Source organism: Corynebacterium curieae, assembly GCF_027570035.1.
Classification (GTDB): Bacteria; Actinomycetota; Actinomycetes; order Mycobacteriales; family Mycobacteriaceae; genus Corynebacterium; species Corynebacterium curieae.
On the sequence record NZ_JAKMUU010000002.1, the window covers coordinates 322447 to 338716 of the forward strand.

The following is a 16270-nucleotide window of genomic DNA, read 5'->3' on the forward strand; positions in this document are numbered from 1 at the left end:
CTAGCCCCACCGGACACGTCCCGTTTCCGCCGTGCGAGCTGCTATTTCCTTTTGCGTGGGCGGGTGGCACAATATGGTCTTATGACCGCAGAAGAAAACAAAGACATCGTCGATAACGGCTTGGAGATCCGCACCCCTTCGGGAACGGATGATCCCCTTTCTGATGCGGAGATCCAACAGTATCGCGAAGAAATCAACCGCATGGACCGCATCATCTTGGATGCCGCAAAGCGCCGCACGGAAGTCTCCCAGGCCATTGGCCGCACCCGCATGAACTCCGGCGGCACCCGCCTGGTCCACACGCGCGAGATCGCCATATTGAATCAGTTCCGCGATGAACTCGGTGAGGAAGGACCCACCATCGCCTCGGCGCTGCTGCGCATGGGCCGCGGCCGACTGGGTTAGTCGAATTATTACGACCCAGCCGATACTATGCAGTACCCTGACTTAGCATGAATGCAGTTCTCGTCGCCGTCATTGTCATGCTCGTGCTCGCCCTGTTGCGCGTGCATGTGGTGGTGGCGCTCTTCTTAGGAGCCATCGTCGGCGGGCTCCTATCCGGTATGGGACTCGATGCCACCATGGTTGCCTTCCAAGATGGCCTCGGCGGCGGCGCCAAGATTGCTTTAAGCTATGCCCTTTTGGGCGCTTTTGCCATGGGCGTGGCCTCGGCTGGGCTGCCGCAGATCCTGGCGAATTTCCTCATCCGCAAGCTCGGCGGCAGCGGCGAAGCGGATCCGAAAACCGCCCTGGCTACCAAGTGGATGCTCATCGTCGGGCTCATTGCCATGTCCGTCATGAGCCAGAACCTCATTCCGGTCCATATTGCCTTCATCCCGCTCATCGTCCCGCCGCTGCTTCCAGTAATGAATAAGCTGCGCTTGGACCGCCGGCTAATTACCACCTGCCTGACCTTTGGCCTGATCACCACCTACATGTTCATTCCGGTGGGCTTTGGCTCCATCTACTTGAATGACATCCTGCTCTTTAATATCCAGCAGGCGGGGCTTGATACCTCCGATATCAATATCATGCAGGTCATGGGCGTGCCGGCGCTGGGCATGCTCGCAGGCTTACTCATCGCCATTTTCATTAGCTACCGCAAACCGCGCGACTATGAGAACCTGCCCATCGCCGCTGAGGAGCACCAAGAGACCCCCTCTGCTTATAAGGTGTGGGTTTCCGTCGTAGCCATCATTGCCACCTTTACAGTGCAGATTGTCATGCAGGCGCTCGACTTCGAATCCGATGGCCTCATGGTCGGCGCGCTGACCGGCTTGGGTATTTTGCTGCTTACCGGCGCGGTGGACTGGAAGCACGCGGATGATGTCTTTACCAATGGCATGAAGATGATGGCTCTTATCGGCTTCATCATGATCACCGCCCAGGGTTTTGCCTCGGTGATGACGGAGACGAATCAGGTAGGCCCGTTGGTCGATGCCACCGCCAACCTCTTTGGTACCAATAAGGTCCTCTCCGCCGGCGCGATGCTGGTGGTGGGCCTCGTGGTCACCATGGGCATCGGCTCGTCATTTTCCACCCTTCCCATTATTTCCGTTATCTATGTGCCCCTGTGCATGTCGCTGGGCTTTAGCCCCGCGGCAACGGTTGCGCTCATTGGCACCGCGGGCGCGCTTGGTGACGCCGGCTCTCCCGCCTCCGATTCCACCCTCGGCCCTACCGCTGGCCTGGGCGCGGATGGCCAGCACGACCACATCCGCGACTCGGTTATTCCGACCTTCATCCACTTCAATATTCCGCTGCTTATCGCCGGCTGGGTAGGCGCGCTCATCCTCTAAGACGGCCCGACGCGGTAGCGTTTTCTGGACTACGGTGGGAGGGGTACATGTTGCCAATGCGCTAGTTGCCAGAAAGGCCAACCATCATGGATATCACCGCATCTGCCCAGTGGAGCGAGCTCGCGAAGGTATATGAGGACAAGAAGGACCTCAACCTCCGCGAGCTTTTTGCCGCCGATGCAGACCGCGCCCGCAACTTCACCTTCGACGCCGCCGGTTTGCACGTCGACCTGTCGAAGAACCTGATCGACGGGGACATCGTCAAGCAGCTGGTAGAGGTAGCCAAGGCCGCCGACCTCGAGGCCCGCCGCGATGCCATGTTCGCCGGCGAGCACATCAATAACACCGAGGACCGCGCCGTGCTGCACACCGCACTGCGCATACCGGCCGAAGATGACTTGAATGTTGACGGCCAGGACGTCGCTGCCGATGTCCACGAGGTCTTAGGCCGCATGCGCGATTTCGCCACCGCGCTGCGCTCCGGCTCGTGGCTCGGACATACCGGCCACACCATCAAGAAGGTGGTCAACATCGGCATCGGCGGCTCTGACCTTGGCCCGGCCATGGCGGCCAAGGCACTGCGCTCCTATGAAGTCGCCGGCATCTCCGCCGAGTTCGTCTCCAACGTGGACCCAGCCGATATGGCCGCCACGCTCGATGGCCTGGATGCAGAATCCACCCTATTCATCATCGCGTCCAAGACGTTTACCACTCAGGAGACGCTGACCAATGCGCACGCCGCGCGCCGCTGGCTCATCGAGCAATTCGATGGTGACGAGTCCGCCGTGGCCAAGCACTTCGTCGCCGTATCCACCAATGCAGATAAGGTAGCCGAGTTCGGCATCGATACTGAGAATATGTTCCCGTTCTGGAATTGGGTCGGCGGCCGCTACTCCGTGGATTGCGCCATCGGCTTGTCCCTCATGTGCACCATCGGCCCGATGGACTTCATGCGCTTCCTCGAGGGCTTCCACGCCATGGACGAGCACTTCCGCACCACCCCACTGGAAGAAAACGTCCCAGCGCTCATGGGCCTCTTGGGTGTCTGGTACACCAACTTCTTCGGCGCCCAGACCCACGCCGTGCTCCCCTATTCCCAGGACCTCGGCCGCTTCCCGGCCTACCTGCAGCAGCTGACCATGGAATCCAACGGCAAGTCCGTGCGCCGCGACGGTACCGCGGTTACCGTACCCTCCACCGGTGAAATCTACTGGGGCGAGCCGGGCACCAATGGACAGCACGCCTTCTTCCAACTCATGCACCAGGGCACCCGCCTCATCCCGGCGGACTTCATCGGGTTTGCCCGCCCGAAGCAGGACTTCCCCACCGCCGATGGCTCCGGGTCCATGCATGACCTGCTCATGGGCAACTTCTTTGCCCAGACCAAGGTGATGGCCTTTGGCAAGACCGCAGAAGAAATCGCGGCCGAAGGCGTGGACGAGGCCGTCGTGCCCCATAAGGTGATGCCGGGTAACCGCCCGACCACCACGATTCTGGCCGAGGAGCTGACCCCCGCGGTGCTCGGCGCGCTCATCGCACTCTACGAGCACATCGTGTTTACCCAGGGCGTTATCTGGGATATCAACTCCTTTGACCAGTGGGGCGTGGAGCTGGGCAAGCAGCAGGCCAATGACCTGGCCCCGGCCGTCTCCGGCGCTGAGGCTGCCAACTCCGGCGACCAGTCCACCGATGAGCTCATCGGTTGGTACCGCACCTACCGCTAAAGGCCCACTTTTAGCCGCGTTATCTCCTCCCACCCACTCGGCGGGGCGGATAACGCGGCTGCTTTATGGCCTCGCTTGCCCCACGGCTATGTAAAACAAGCACGTTCTGCCCCAAATCAAAGGAAAATTAGGCAGAACGTGCTTGTTTTGTCAGCGGAATGCGGTTTAAAGCTTGACCATTGGCTCCCAGCCGAAGGGGATTTCCTCCGAGTTAACAATCCGGCGGCCGAACGGGAAGCAGGTCACCGGAATCATCTTCAGGTTGGCCAGTGCGGCCGGGATGCCCACGATGGTCACTACCTGTGCCGCCGCGGTGGTTATGTGACCAATCGCCAACCATAGGCCGGCGACCACGAACCAGACGACGTTGGAGAAGGTGGACATTGAGCCGCTCCCCTTCACCGGCTGCACCACCGAGCGGCCAAACGGCCACAGGGCGAAGTTACCCATGCGGAACGACGCCACGCCCGCGGGGATAGTGACGATGAAGATGCAGGCAATGATGCCGAAGATGAAATAGGCAAGGGCTAGGAAGAACCCGCCGGTGATAAACCAAACGATGTTAAGAAAGGTACGCATGTCCCCCACACTAGCGCGGGAGTCTTACTGCGCGGGGTGAAGTGGCGCGAAGTCCAAGAACGACGAACCAGAACCACTTTGCGTAGGCGCAACCCAATCATCAGGCTCATCATCCCACCGCTCCTGGCTAAGCCACGTAGACGGATACGGAATCTTAGAAACATCCCGACCCTCACGCCGCCAAATCGCTTTATCGCGCTCAATCGCCTCCACCAACGTTTCGGCAGAAACCCCAAACTTACGCGCCTTGAGATACAGTGTCCGTGATTTCTTCTTCGAGGTCTTACGAGGAACATGCTTCCACCATTCCTCAAACTCATCATTGATGGGGTCGGACTCACGCTCGCCCGCAGGGTGGGCAAGTTGGTTTATCTCATCTGGTTTATTTATCTTGGTCTTCTTAGACTTTAGATTTAAAAGCGGATCGGCTTTAGCTTCTAAAGCGGGGCCGTCTTTAGCTTCTAAAGCGGTATCGTCAGATTCTGGTAACTTCCCGCGCAGCGCATAATCAACCAGATCCGGTGTCAATTGCCAGATATTCTCAGCAACAAACTCGTACTCATTTTTTTGCCAGGTTCCCTCATTCTTGGCCTTAGTGACTTCCACCAGACCAAGCTTCACGAGATCCTTTAACCCCTTAGCGATAGTGGCCGAAGACATACCCGTTTGCCTAGAGATGAGGGCATACGACGGCTTAAACCCCTCAGCGTGGGTGAGTAGGTTGCAGAGCAAATGAACCGTCGAGTGCGGCAAGCGTGAGCGGAATACGCAATGAGGAATAGCTTCCCAGCCCGGCTTCTTTCCAATCAGGATTCCTGGCATTACGCGAATACCCCCTCATCAAAAAGCTTTGCACCCTTGGCTGAATTGCATCGTCGGCACAAAGTCTGCAAGTTTGAGTAATCGTTGCTGCCACCTTTAGCGAGTGGATAGATGTGGTCGATACACAGATCGTCACGGCTACCGCACTCGACGCACTGGTATCCGTCGGCCCGCAATACTGCCAGCTTGGTTGATGAAGAAATCGTGCGACGGTTAGTGGGCACTCCCTCAATTTTGAATTTCGGTTCCCGCTCTCCGTGAATCTGGAAATCGATAGCTTCGGGAGTCAACCAAAAGCCGACGAACACCCCGTTTTCATCATCGATGAATCGATGGTCTATGACCAGTTCCTTATCCTCAAGACAGTACATTGCAGAGTTAAGTTGCTCAGGCGTAAGACCAATATTCATAACGTGGTCTAGCGGCACGGTTTGCAACCCGGTAACTTTCTTTGCCGAGTTGCACATCGTCATAAGAAGTAGTTTCTCGTAAGGGTGCAATCCTTTTTGGCGGATCGCCCAGTCAACAGCACGTTTCATGCCTGCACCTCCGTCCGGGTGGTGGTGCCGTCCTCATTGAGAAGCACCCACACGCCACGTACGCACATAGGAACCTCAGCAGGGTTAGGGTGATGCGAGTGAACAATCAGCCCCAACTCGCGGCCCGCCTGCGGTGATACGTGGGTGATGTGGTGGTGGCAGGCGCGGCACAATGCAGCCGAGTTCACAACCGTGTCATTGCCACGCTGGCGACGCTGCCGATGATGGAAGTCAGTAGCGTTCTTTTCACACCCCGGCAGCCCGGCTTCACAAAGCCCACGAGCGCGCTTGAACATCGTAGTCTCATAGACCTCTTGGGGCATTCTGCCGCCACGGCGGGGACGGCGCTTCATAGGGGTGCGTTTAAGTGGTGTTCGCTTCACCGTGTTTCCTTTCTGTGTCACTCCCCGCTCGTGCGCTTGCAGGCACACGAGGGGTACTAAGAATTAAGCATAAGGGCTGTTGAGGGTATTAAAAATAGCCCCACCCGGCTTGCGGGCAGGGCCACCCTCAGAAAAGCGCTAGGCGCTAAGCTGCCTCAGTATTCTGTTCCTCTACCACTTCACCATCAAGAACGGTCTGAACATTCTGCTGAGCCTCAGCCGCCTGCGTCTTACGTAGACGCTGAATAGTATCCTTCGCCATGTCTACTAACTGCCCGTCACCCTGCTTTTGGTAGTACCGCAAAGCGCCGCTGAGCTTATCCATGTCACGATTCTTCTCAGCATCCATCAAGCCCTGCGCCTGCTTAGAAACGTAACTTTTCCGACGCTGCGCTTCCTCCTCTTGGCGGGCGCGCTCCTCCTCGCGGATCTTCTCTTCATCGAACTCACCATCGGGGCGGGTCTCCACGAACGTGGTGGCCTCAGCGTCCGCGCCGATACCCATAGAGGTGAGGAGTTTCGCCACGCTAAAGTCATTGAACTGCATCTCCCCACCCACCGGCAGTTGTAGCTCCGGCACGGTGGTGGCGATCTTCGTCATTGTCCACTGACGTGGGGCTCGAGCCTGCAACACCACTTGGCAGTTATAAGGCAGGTTCTTCTCCGCCTGAATCTTCCACTGCTTGTCGCGGGTCGGGTTGCCCTTATCGTCCATTGCGGTAACCAACTCCAGGCGGGAGGTGAGCAGCACCGGGCCGTGGAACTGGCGGCACTGGTGCAGGATACCGTTCCACACGTCCTTAATCTGATTCCACAAATCCATGCTCAGCCGCACCCCATCTTCGGGAACCGGCTTTCCTTTACGGCGGGCGCGGCGATTCGCTTCCTGCTGCCCGTTATCTTGTAGCAGCTGCCAAATCTGGGTCATGGAGTCAATAATCAGGAGGTTAAACTTTCCCTCCGCTGGCTCCTGAGCTGCCGCCCATTGCAACGCCTCACGGATATTACGGATGGTTCCGTCGTGCTCGATGATTTCAAAATCAGCGCCCGGCACAGCACCATAAGCGTCAGCCTGAGACTCCCCAACCTCGATGAAGAAAGCGCGGTCTACGGACTCCATGCCGGTTGCCTCAACCGCCGCCCACGTCTTACCAGTACCCTCTTGGCCCGCGAGGAGCATAAGGGGGAACGATGCGCGGCCACTTGGTTTACGGGTCTTAAATTCTCGCATTTTACTTGGTTTCCTTTCCGTCTGTGATTTCTGCTAGCGAGTTGGAGGCGCGGGTAATCATGTGCTCGATTGCAGCCTTAGCAACATTGTCAGTCGCCTTATTGATACTCATGCGCGAAGTAGATGCGTCGCGGATTTCCCAGCCGACAGGTAACCGGCCAGTAATTTGCCATTCTTCGAGAATTTTGCCCGAAAGGAACTTCTTATCTTCCTTGGAAATATCGGAATCAAACAGTTCCTTATGATCTTCGAAAAGTAGGTCAATGATTTTTTGGGAGCGAGGATCCTCTTTATCTGGAAGTGAGTCTGTGATTTCAAGACCGTAATCCTCAGCCATACCAAGCAATACAGCCGGATCGGTACATACGGCTTTCTTATTAGGCTGGCTCATGGAAGCGGTGCCCAGCTTCACGCCCTGATCATTGGTGACGGTGCGCTTGTCGCCGGGGGCGAGTTGCTTTTCTAGTTCCCGCTTCTCCTCTTTGTGCATCTTGTACAGCTTGCCGAGTACAGCGGATTGGAGTACTACACGCTGGGCGAGGTTAAGACCGTTCGCCTTTGTGTGGTCGGGGGTGTTATTCTGAGTAGGCATCAGGTTTTCAGTTTCCTTTCTGACTGGTGCAAGCCTCCACATTTATGGTGTTGCAGCGCCGTGGGGGCTTTTCTTATGCGCTAGGCCGCTTCCGCTAGCGCCTGTTCCATTTCAATGAACGTGTCTAGGTCGCGGCGGGTGAATAGGAGCTTACGTCCAGGGCGCGAGGCTTTAATTAGTCGGTTTTCGTGTGGCGGGCGATTCATGTATGAGTACACGGTGGTGCGTCCAATTCCGCCGAGGTATTGCTGCGCCTCTTTGAGGTCTAGCAGCCCCTCGGGGTGGCCTTTAATGTAGATAGCCAAGGGGAGTTCCTTTCTGACTGGTGGGTTTGCCTTGCAGGGCGGGGCTATTTCTTACCCCTGTACTAAACTGTACTATACGGTACTGAGGTTTGTAAAATCACCCACCAAACAATGAACTTGATACGCTAAACCCATGACAACCCCCGACCAATGGCTCCCCGGCCAACTCCTCCAACAGGCCCGCGAACACAACGGCCTATCCAAAGCAGAAGCCGCCCGCCGCTCCGGCCTATCAGAATCCTGGTGGAGACGCCTAGAAACCGGAATCAACATCCGCAACGGCCAAAAAATCCGCATCACCGCCACCCCAGAAGCACTAGCCAAAGCAGCCCAAGGCGTAAACCTCCCCGTCAACCAAATATTCGAAGCCGCAGGACTAGAAACCACACCCCCCACAAACCTCAGCGACGAAATCACCACCGAAGCCAAACGCCTCCCACCCCACCTACAACGAGAAGCCCTAGCCTTTATCCGAGGCCTCACCATAGCCGCCAGGCAAACTGAGGAATGACGAATACGCATCCATAGCCCGCTGAGTCTGCGCCGCATTCACATGCACATACCCAAAAGTCGTATCAATATTAGAATGCCCAAGAATCGACGCAATAACCTCCGGCCCCACACCGCACTCACGTAAAAGCGTTGCCGTCGTATGCCTAGCCGTATGTAAATCCACAATAGGTAAACCAGCATCTTTCAACGCCGCTTTCCACCTAATCAAGACACGCTTATGCCGCAGCGGAAGCCCACTACTTGAAAGCCACATCAAGTCCCACTCATTCTGCGGCGTCTCTGCAATATGTCGCCGCAGCACCTCATCCAACGGCGCGGGAACCGGAACAATACGGCGCGATTTCTCAGTCTTAGGGCGCGTCCACGCAAGCGCTCCCCTAATCTCATACCATTCAAACGCCGGAGGAACGGCAGCCTCCCTATCGTTACACCATCTTGCCTCAGCCCCCGCCGTACACTTACATTTTTGCCCATGTCGCCAAGGCAAGCTAGTCGCCGCCCACGACAAATCAATCTGCGCCATACCCGGCACCAATGACACACGACTGCGCGTAAGGCCTAATAGCTCACCATTACGAGCACCTAGCAAAAGGTACGATGCCCACAATGAAGCCAACGGATCTCCAACCTTGGCAGAATGAATAATCAGATGCCGCGCCTGATCGGCAGTGAGCGCAGTTCTCGTGTTCCGAACAGCACGAGGTCTATCCACCATTGCGCAAGGATTACGATCAATGAGCCCACGCCTTACAGCATCCGTCATAATCACAGAAAAGGTGGAATAGACCTGCTGAGTATGAAGATCTCCACACCCCGCGCTACGAACAGCTGATATTAACTCTCGTACTTCGTCTGCCCCAACATCTTTCAGCGCGTATTTCCCTAGGGCGGGGATTATGTGCGTTCGAGACTGCCCTTTGACGCCTCTGAGAGTTTGCGGGGCGTAGCGTTCAAAGGCTGTGGAGTCTAGCCATTTTTTGATAAAGGTTTCGACGGTTATTTTTTGTGGGTTGCTTTCACCCTTTTTTAGTTGTAGATACAAATCGTTTCGTCGGCGGATGCACTCTGCCTCAGTCTTTGCTGAGACAGTGCGGCGCACCTGACGTCCTTTACCGTCCCACCCTACGGTGATTGCGGCGCGCCAGCGTCCATTTTTGGTTTGATAGATGGAGCCTAGTTTCAGGTCTTTTACTGGTTTCATGGTTGTGTAGCTGCTTCGGTAGCTGTGCGGTGGTAGCTGTACTGGTAGCTCCCATCCTGTACTGGAACGAACACCATAGTACAGTTTGCGAACTGCGAAGAAAACACCACACCCCAGAAAATATCCCTGTACTGGTACAAGTCAAAAGGCGGCCTGACGGGGCTGGCAATGCGGGCACCACCAGATGATGCGCTCGAGTTCGCCTTCGTCGCCGCCCAAGTCCACACCTCCGAGCGCGCCCTTGGTGATGAACGTGCCGCAGCGACGACAGCGCTTGCGGTTGCGCCCGAAGACATAGGTGGTCTCCCCGGCGCGGCGCACGCCGGTGGTCACGCGCACCGGGGACGTGCGGTTGGCCCACATGATGCGCCGAGAGATATCGAGGATGCGGGCGGTATCTACCTCGGCTACTGGAGTGGCGGGATGCACGCCCGCCAAGAAACACGCCTCGGCACGGTATTCATTGCCGATCCCCGCGACGACCTTTTGGTCTAGCAGCGCCGCTCCGATGGCTCGCTGCGGCCGGGAGTTAAGCCGGCGCAAGGCCTCCTCGCGGTCCCAGTCGGGGTCGAGAATATCCGGACCGAGGTGAGCGATGCGCTGGTGGTAGTGGTCAGCAGGATAGATTTCTACGAAGCCAAGTTGGTGGCCGACGATCTCGATATCGCGCGGGGAGTTGGCCAGCTGCAGCACGATGCGGGCGGTGTGTCCGGGCTTGCGCCAGCGGTCGCCTACATAGTGGATGGCCCAGGTGCCTTCCATCTTGAGGTGGGTGTGCACGATGGTCTGGTCGAATTGCATGAATAGGTGCTTGCCGTAGGGCCAGACGCGCTCGCACACCATGCCGTCTAGGTGGACGGTGACATAGCGCGGCACGCGTACAGAGCAACCGGTCACCTCGCGGCCGGCCATAAACTGCAGTCGGTTGGATAGCTGCAGGACGGAATCGCCTTCGGGCATAACACCTCCTAGGTGGCTTTAGCGGCGGTACCCGCCGCGCGGGCGGAAACCACCATTATTGCGCGGGGCGGGCGGCGGATCATCAAAGCTAAGCTCTTCGATGGCATCAGCGGCCCGACGCCCTGCGCGCGGGGTGCGTGGTGCGGCGGCGCGAGCGGAGATGCGCACGCCCTTAGGCGTTATGCCGGCGCCGGCTTCGCGCAGGTGGGCCGCCGCATTGGTCTTATGGATGGGGCTGCCATTGCACTTTTCGACGACCAACGGCGACAGCGCTCCCCTCGCCACCATGTCCGTGAGCGCGCCTACCAGGCGGGGATACACCTCGGCGGGGTCGATGCCATCGGGCAGCGATTCGATAAAGGTGGTGAGGGTTTTGCCGCCGCGGGTGAGGTGGGCGATGGGTAGGCCGTCGATAAGCACTACCAGCGCGCCGGCAGAACGCGTGGGCCCGCCGGTGGCCTTGCCGTCGGCGTCGTCGCGCTGCGGCCAGGGCAAGGCCGCACCGTAGGGATTGGCAGGGTCGCAGGCGGCGAGTACGAAGGTCTCGGGCTCGGTGGTGCCAGAAGGCCAGCCGGTCACGTCCGGGGAATCGGCCAGTCCACGAAGGCGGTCGATGATGGCGGGCGTGGAGAATTGGGCGGCGCCGAGCCCGTCGATGACGTAGCCGCGCATGGCCTTGCCCGATTCCTCGAAGCCGGAGAGCACCTTATAGGCCAGCGCAAAGCCGCCGAGCACGTCTTCGGCCACGACGGAGCCACGGGTGAGCACGCCGTAGCGGTCGAGCCAGGCCTCGCCGTGTGCGACGGACCGGGAGGTGGCATCGGTGGCGGCGGAAACCGCGAGCGACCACCGGCCCATGACATCGGGCGGGGTCTGCGCGGCCGCGGCATTGTGTGCTTGAGCAAAAGAGGTGCGCCCCATCCGCAGGCGGGAACGGGTAGGCCGGCGCTTTGAGCGATGCGCGGTGCGGCCTGAGCGCGAGCCGCCGGAAGCCAGCCGGGTGCGAATAGGCGCAAAGGAATCGGGGCTCACCAGGCCCATCTCTACTAGACCCCAGAGGACCTCGCGGGTTTCCTCGGTGGTACCGGGAACCTCGGCGGCGATATCGGCAAAGAGGAAGCCACCGCCGCGACCAAGGACGTCGAGGACGGCGCGCTGCAGCATGCTCACGGCCTCGGCATCCGTTTCCGGGGCGAGTTGGGCGGCATAGTCCGAAGGCAGCAGCATTATCCAGGGGTCGGCCGCGCCAGCCTTGCCGGTGCCCACGATGAGCACCTCGCCATTGGAGGTGAGCTCATCGAGCATGGTGGGTGAATAATCGCCCACACGGGCGGACAGGATGAGCGATTCCCACGCGGAGGCGGGCAGGCGCACCCCGGCGAGCTGTTCGATGACGGAAAAGACGCCATCGACACCGCGCAGGGCCGGGCGTTTTCCAGCTGGTGCGATGCTATGCCACTCCGGCAAGAACCGGGCGAAGGTAGCGCCCGAGACCGGCTCGGTAGCAGCCCGCGCGGCGGCGAGCGAGCGCGAGCGAATCGTCTTCAGTACCGCTGCGGCGCAGTACTCCTGCTCCTCCACCCCCTGGCGATAGCGGCCTTCAACTACGCCATCGAGCGCGCCAAGGACGGTGTGCGCGGCGGAGACGGAAATGCCGAAGGCTTCGGTGAGATCTCGCAGCACAAACGGACCGCGGGTGCGGGCCCAGCGCGAGACCATTTGCGGTAAGGCATCGGAAATGGTGGCCACCTGGGCGGGGATGCCGGGAGGAATGGGGATGCCCAGGGCGTCGCGAAGCAGGGGTGCATCCTGCGCTTGGGCTAGGTGCTCGCGCCCGCCAATGCGCACGCGCATAATCCGTGTGCCCAGCTGGTCCAAGGCGGATAGCGGCACGTCGGTGTGCTCGCCCAACTCGTCGATGGGAATCGGCCCCAGCACGCGCAGCAGGTCCGCAACCTCCTCGGTGGTGCGGGCCCGGCGCGAGGGATCGGTGCGCTGGAGCTGGGCATGGACCTCGGCGATGATCTCCGGATCGAGCAGCTCGCGCAGCTCTACCGTGCCGAGCAGCTTGGCTAAAAGCGCTGGGTCGAGGGCCAGGGCGGCCGCGCGTTTTTCCGCCAGCAGGGAATCGCCCTCGTACATGAACGCGCCGGTGTAGTTAAACAGCAGCGAAGAGGCAAAGGGAGAAGGCTGCTCGGTGGTGACCTCCGCGATGCGGATGCGGCGGTGGCCCAGCTCTCGCATGACCTCCGTGAGCGAAGGAACGTCGTAGACGTCCTGGACGCACTCGCGCACCGTCTCCAGGATGATGGGAAACGACGGGTACTTGCGGGCAACGTCCAAAAGCTGCTCGGCACGCTGGCGCTGCTGCCACAGCGGCGCGCGCTTGCCGGGATTGCGCCTGGGCAAAAGCAGCGCGCGGGCCGCGCACTCGCGGAACCGGGAGGCAAAGAGGGCGGAATTGCCCACTTGCTCGGCCACGATATCGGCAATCTCATCGGCATCGAAGGCAAAGATGGATCCATCGGGCTCGGATTCTGCCTCCGGCAGGCGCAGCACGATGCCGTCATCGCCGGCCACCGCCTGCGGGTCCATGCCGGTGCGCTCGCCTACCCGGGCGCCTACCGCAAGCGCCCACGCGGAGTTCACCGGCCGGCCAAATGGGGTATGCAGCACCACGCGCCAGTCACCCAGCTCATCGCGGAAACGCTCGAGCACTAGTGTCTTTTCATCCGGGATGACACCGGTGGCCTCGTTTTGCTCCTGCAGGTAGGCCACGATATTGGAACGCGCATTATCGTCGGCATCCGCGATTATCTCCGGCGAGCTAAAAACCTCGCGGCGGTACTCTCCCAACGCCTTGCCCAGCTCATAGGGACGGCCTGCGCCATCGCCATTCCAAAATGGCAGGCGGCCGGTATGCCCCGGCGCGGGTGTGACCAGCACCTGGTCACGGGTGATGTCCTCAATGCGCCAGCTGGTTGCGCCCAGGGTGAAGATATCGCCCACCCGGGACTCGTAGACCATCTCTTCATCCAGCTCGCCCACCCGGCGCGGCGCGCCACCGGAGCCCTCGCCGGCGCCGGCATAGAGGAATACGCCAAACATTCCCCTATCCGGAATCGTGCCGCCGCTGGTCACGGCCACGCGCTGGGCGCCGGGGCGCGCGGTCATCACCCCCGTCACGCGGTCATAGACCACGCGGGGCTTAAGTTCCGCAAAGTCCGTGGACGGGTACACGCCGCTGACCAGGTCCAGCACGGAGTCATAGACCTCGCGCGCCAGATCGCGGTAAGGCCAGGCCCGGCGAACCATCTCGTACCACTCATCGGCATCGAGCCCATCGTCCCCGGCCGCGGCCACCGCCGCCACCGTCTGCTGCGCCAGTACGTCCAGCGGGTTGCGCGGGGTATGCATCTCCTCAATGAGCCCGGCGCGCATGCGCGCTACCGTCAGCGTGGACTGCACCAAATCTGCGCGGTGCTTGGGATAAAAGGAACCATGCGAAACTGCGCCCACAAAGTGCCCGGCGCGGCCCACTCGCTGCAGGCCCGAAGCCACGGAGGGCGGCGATTCCACCTGTACCACCAGCTCCACAGCACCCATATCGATGCCCAGCTCCAGCGAGCTCGTGGCCACCACGGCCTTAAGCGTGCCCTCTTTCAGCATCGTTTCTGTCATCGCGCGTTCATCCTTGGACACCGAGCCGTGGTGGGCGCGGGCGATGACGGCTGGGGCCTTGCCGGCGACGTCGACCTGCTTCATCAACTGGGCCGGGTCGCGCCGAGTCGCAGGCGAGAGCGTCTCCGGATCGTGCTCGTGCGCATAGAGCTCATTGAGCCGGCTGGTCAGCCGCTCGGCGGTGCGGCGGGAATTCACAAACACCAACGTGGAGCGGTGCGCCATAATCTCCGCGTAGAGGTCTTCCTCGATATACGGCCAGATGGACTTCGCCGTGGGCAGCGCGGATTCATCCACAGAAGGCGCGCTAATCCCTATGGCATCATCCACGGTCATCTCGCCGATGGTGGAGCCTTGCTCCGGCGTAGGAAGATCGGACATATCCTCCACCGGCACGTGCACGTCCAGCTGCCACTTCTTTTCCGCGTCCGGGGCCACAATCTCCACCGGCCGGTTGCCGCCCAAGAAATTCGATACCGCAGACAGCGGCCGCACAGTGGCAGAAAGACCGATGCGTTGGAAGTCCCCTGCCACCTGCTGCAGGCGCTCTAAAGTCAGCGCTAGGTGCACGCCGCGCTTGGTACCGGCCAGAGCATGAATCTCATCGATAATGACGGTATCCACCGTCTTCAAAATCCCCGCTGCCTTGGAGGTCAACATCAAATAGGCCGACTCCGGGGTGGTAATCAAGATATCCGGCGGCTTGCGCACCTGCCGCGCGCGCTCCGCCGAAGGCGTATCGCCCGAGCGCACGCCTACCGAAATATCCGGTACATCCAGCCCAAGGTTTTCCGCAGTGCGCGCAATGCCGGTCAGCGGGGCGCGCAGGTTGTTTTCCACGTCCACGCCCAACGCCTTCAGCGGCGAGATATACAGCACCTTCACCCCGGAGGCGGATCCGGTTGTCCCTGAGCCCACCGGCAGCGCCAGCTGGCCCTCGCGCTCGACCAAATTATTCAGCGCCCACAAGAACGCCGCGAGTGTCTTACCGGAGCCGGTAGGGGCCACCACAAGGGCGTGCTCACCGCGGGAAATCTTCTCCCAGGCCTGCGCTTGCACGGCGGTAGGAGCAGCAAATACATCCTTAAACCACTGCGCTACTTGCGGCCGGAAGCGGTCGAGGATGTTTTCTGGCATGCCCACACTCTAGTCCGCGTTGTAATGTGGGCACCATGACCGTCGAGATTTCTGATTCCCGCCTGACCAATTCCCTCGCCCAGGGCTGCGGTGAGATCCTTAAAGGTGTGCGCAACGGGGGCCTGCTGCGGGGCCTTTCGCTTGGCGACGCCGGCGATGAGGCCGCCCAAGAATGGATCGCCCGCGTCCTCGCGCAGCACCGCCCCCAGGACGGCATGCTCTCTGAGGAGGCTTCCGATGATCTTGCCCGTTTGAAGAAGGACCGCGTGTGGATCGTAGACCCGCTCGACGGCACCAAGGAGTTTGCCACCGGCCGCCAAGACTGGGCCGTACACATCGCCCTAGTAGAAAACGGCATCCCCATCCACGCGGCGGTGGGCCTGCCGGACAAGGGCGTAACCTTCAAGTCCTCGGACGTACGCGCAGTCACCGGCCCGCTGTCCAAGAAGTTCGTCATCTCCCGCAACCGCCCGCCCAAGGTAGCCAGCTACATCGCGGAGAAAATGGGCTATGAAACCGTGGGCGTCGGCTCCGCGGGCGCTAAGGCCATGCACGTGCTACTCGGTGATTTTGACGGTTATATCCATGCTGGCGGCCAGTACGAGTGGGATCAGGCCGCCCCGGTAGGCGTCGCCCAAGCCTCCGGTCTACACTGCTGCCGCCTGGATGGCTCCGAAATCCGCTTCAATAATGAGGACACGTTCATCCCGGATATCCTCATCTGCCGCCCCGAGCTCAAGGATGAGATCTTGGAACACGCCCAGGCCTTTGCCGAGGAGCACGGCGGATTCTAAACTAGTGCGC

The 16270-nt window shown here is 60.1% G+C and carries 15 protein-coding genes; 5 read left to right on the forward strand and 10 right to left on the reverse strand.

Annotated features, from left to right (window positions below; all coding sequences use genetic code 11):
- The first annotated feature begins 81 nt into the window (after positions 1-81).
- From L8V01_RS05735 to pgi, 3 genes are all read left to right on the forward strand, one after another.
- On the forward strand, positions 82-405 hold the full coding sequence (locus tag L8V01_RS05735; protein ID WP_269946174.1) for a chorismate mutase: 324 nt from the start codon (positions 82-84) through the stop codon (positions 403-405).
- Between the two features lie 47 nt (positions 406-452).
- On the forward strand, positions 453-1799 hold the full coding sequence (locus L8V01_RS05740) for a Na+/H+ antiporter family protein (protein ID WP_269946175.1): 1347 nt from the start codon (positions 453-455) through the stop codon (positions 1797-1799).
- 86 nt (positions 1800-1885) lie between these two features.
- The gene (gene pgi, locus L8V01_RS05745) at positions 1886-3523 is read left to right on the forward strand and encodes a glucose-6-phosphate isomerase (RefSeq protein WP_269946176.1); all 1638 of its coding nucleotides are present in this window, start codon (positions 1886-1888) and stop codon (positions 3521-3523) included.
- Positions 3524-3688: 165 nt separating this feature from the next.
- On the opposite strand, the gene L8V01_RS05750 is transcribed toward pgi, so the two are convergent.
- The 7 genes from L8V01_RS05750 to L8V01_RS05780 all read right to left on the reverse strand — a co-directional run bounded on the left by L8V01_RS05750 (position 3689) and on the right by L8V01_RS05780 (position 7974).
- A complete protein-coding gene (locus L8V01_RS05750) occupies positions 3689-4102 on the reverse strand; it encodes a YccF domain-containing protein (RefSeq protein ID WP_269946177.1) in 414 nt (137 codons plus the stop codon).
- A gap of 24 nt (positions 4103-4126) precedes the next feature.
- A complete protein-coding gene (locus tag L8V01_RS05755; RefSeq protein ID WP_269946178.1) occupies positions 4127-4924 on the reverse strand; it encodes a helix-turn-helix domain-containing protein in 798 nt (265 codons plus the stop codon).
- Complete coding sequence (locus tag L8V01_RS05760) at positions 4924-5463, reverse strand: HNH endonuclease (protein WP_269946179.1); 540 nt, start codon at positions 5461-5463, stop codon at positions 4924-4926. Before L8V01_RS05760 ends, L8V01_RS05755 begins: the two co-directional genes overlap by 1 nt.
- The gene (locus L8V01_RS05765; RefSeq protein WP_269946180.1) at positions 5460-5816 is read right to left on the reverse strand and encodes a hypothetical protein; all 357 of its coding nucleotides are present in this window, start codon (positions 5814-5816) and stop codon (positions 5460-5462) included. Before L8V01_RS05765 ends, L8V01_RS05760 begins: the two co-directional genes overlap by 4 nt.
- A 175-nt stretch (positions 5817-5991) precedes the next feature.
- Positions 5992-7077: an AAA family ATPase gene (locus L8V01_RS05770; RefSeq protein WP_269946181.1), complete on the reverse strand. Its 1086-nt coding sequence runs from the start codon at positions 7075-7077 to the stop codon at positions 5992-5994.
- 1 nt (position 7078) lies between these two features.
- Positions 7079-7669 (reverse strand): hypothetical protein, encoded by a 591-nt coding sequence (locus L8V01_RS05775; RefSeq protein WP_269946182.1) that lies wholly within the window; start codon positions 7667-7669, stop codon positions 7079-7081.
- Positions 7670-7749: 80 nt separating this feature from the next.
- Positions 7750-7974 carry a helix-turn-helix domain-containing protein gene (locus tag L8V01_RS05780; RefSeq protein WP_269946183.1) on the reverse strand — a complete coding sequence of 75 codons (225 nt, stop codon included), beginning with the start codon at positions 7972-7974 and terminating at the stop codon, positions 7750-7752.
- 133 nt (positions 7975-8107) lie between these two features.
- Here L8V01_RS05780 and L8V01_RS05785 point away from each other — a divergent pair, with 133 nt between their 5' ends.
- Positions 8108-8485 (forward strand): helix-turn-helix domain-containing protein, encoded by a 378-nt coding sequence (locus L8V01_RS05785; protein ID WP_269946184.1) that lies wholly within the window; start codon positions 8108-8110, stop codon positions 8483-8485.
- Here the strand turns inward: L8V01_RS05785 and L8V01_RS05790 are convergent.
- The 3 genes from L8V01_RS05790 to L8V01_RS05800 all read right to left on the reverse strand — a co-directional run bounded on the left by L8V01_RS05790 (position 8435) and on the right by L8V01_RS05800 (position 15466).
- On the reverse strand, positions 8435-9688 hold the full coding sequence (locus L8V01_RS05790) for a site-specific integrase (RefSeq protein ID WP_269946185.1): 1254 nt from the start codon (positions 9686-9688) through the stop codon (positions 8435-8437). The two genes, L8V01_RS05785 and L8V01_RS05790, sit on opposite strands and share 51 nt — an antisense overlap.
- A 141-nt stretch (positions 9689-9829) precedes the next feature.
- Positions 9830-10648, reverse strand: coding sequence for a DNA-formamidopyrimidine glycosylase family protein (locus L8V01_RS05795; RefSeq protein ID WP_269946186.1), 819 nt, complete (start codon positions 10646-10648; stop codon positions 9830-9832).
- An 18-nt stretch (positions 10649-10666) separates the two neighbouring features.
- Positions 10667-15466: an ATP-dependent helicase gene (locus L8V01_RS05800; RefSeq protein ID WP_269946187.1), complete on the reverse strand. Its 4800-nt coding sequence runs from the start codon at positions 15464-15466 to the stop codon at positions 10667-10669.
- Between the two features lie 35 nt (positions 15467-15501).
- On the opposite strand from L8V01_RS05800, the gene L8V01_RS05805 reads away from it, so the two are divergent.
- A complete protein-coding gene (locus L8V01_RS05805; protein WP_269946188.1) occupies positions 15502-16260 on the forward strand; it encodes a 3'(2'),5'-bisphosphate nucleotidase CysQ in 759 nt (252 codons plus the stop codon).
- Positions 16261-16270 lie beyond the last annotated feature (10 nt).

Bases quoted from the DNA above. Each gene is read 5' to 3' on its own strand.
- L8V01_RS05735 (WP_269946174.1), top strand. From the start codon at position 82: ATGACCGCAGAAGAAAACAAAGACATCGTCGATAACGGCTTGGAGATC.
- L8V01_RS05740 (WP_269946175.1), top strand. From the start codon at position 453: ATGAATGCAGTTCTCGTCGCCGTCATTGTCATGCTCGTGCTCGCCCTG.
- pgi (WP_269946176.1), top strand. From the start codon at position 1,886: ATGGATATCACCGCATCTGCCCAGTGGAGCGAGCTCGCGAAGGTATAT.
- L8V01_RS05750 (WP_269946177.1), bottom strand. From the start codon at position 4,102: ATGCGTACCTTTCTTAACATCGTTTGGTTTATCACCGGCGGGTTCTTC.
- L8V01_RS05755 (WP_269946178.1), bottom strand. From the start codon at position 4,924: ATGCCAGGAATCCTGATTGGAAAGAAGCCGGGCTGGGAAGCTATTCCT.
- L8V01_RS05760 (WP_269946179.1), bottom strand. From the start codon at position 5,463: ATGAAACGTGCTGTTGACTGGGCGATCCGCCAAAAAGGATTGCACCCT.
- L8V01_RS05765 (WP_269946180.1), bottom strand. From the start codon at position 5,816: ATGAAGCGCCGTCCCCGCCGTGGCGGCAGAATGCCCCAAGAGGTCTAT.
- L8V01_RS05770 (WP_269946181.1), bottom strand. From the start codon at position 7,077: ATGCGAGAATTTAAGACCCGTAAACCAAGTGGCCGCGCATCGTTCCCC.
- L8V01_RS05775 (WP_269946182.1), bottom strand. From the start codon at position 7,669: ATGCCTACTCAGAATAACACCCCCGACCACACAAAGGCGAACGGTCTT.
- L8V01_RS05785 (WP_269946184.1), top strand. From the start codon at position 8,108: ATGACAACCCCCGACCAATGGCTCCCCGGCCAACTCCTCCAACAGGCC.
- L8V01_RS05790 (WP_269946185.1), bottom strand. From the start codon at position 9,688: ATGAAACCAGTAAAAGACCTGAAACTAGGCTCCATCTATCAAACCAAA.
- L8V01_RS05795 (WP_269946186.1), bottom strand. From the start codon at position 10,648: ATGCCCGAAGGCGATTCCGTCCTGCAGCTATCCAACCGACTGCAGTTT.
- L8V01_RS05800 (WP_269946187.1), bottom strand. From the start codon at position 15,466: ATGCCAGAAAACATCCTCGACCGCTTCCGGCCGCAAGTAGCGCAGTGG.
- L8V01_RS05805 (WP_269946188.1), top strand. From the start codon at position 15,502: ATGACCGTCGAGATTTCTGATTCCCGCCTGACCAATTCCCTCGCCCAG.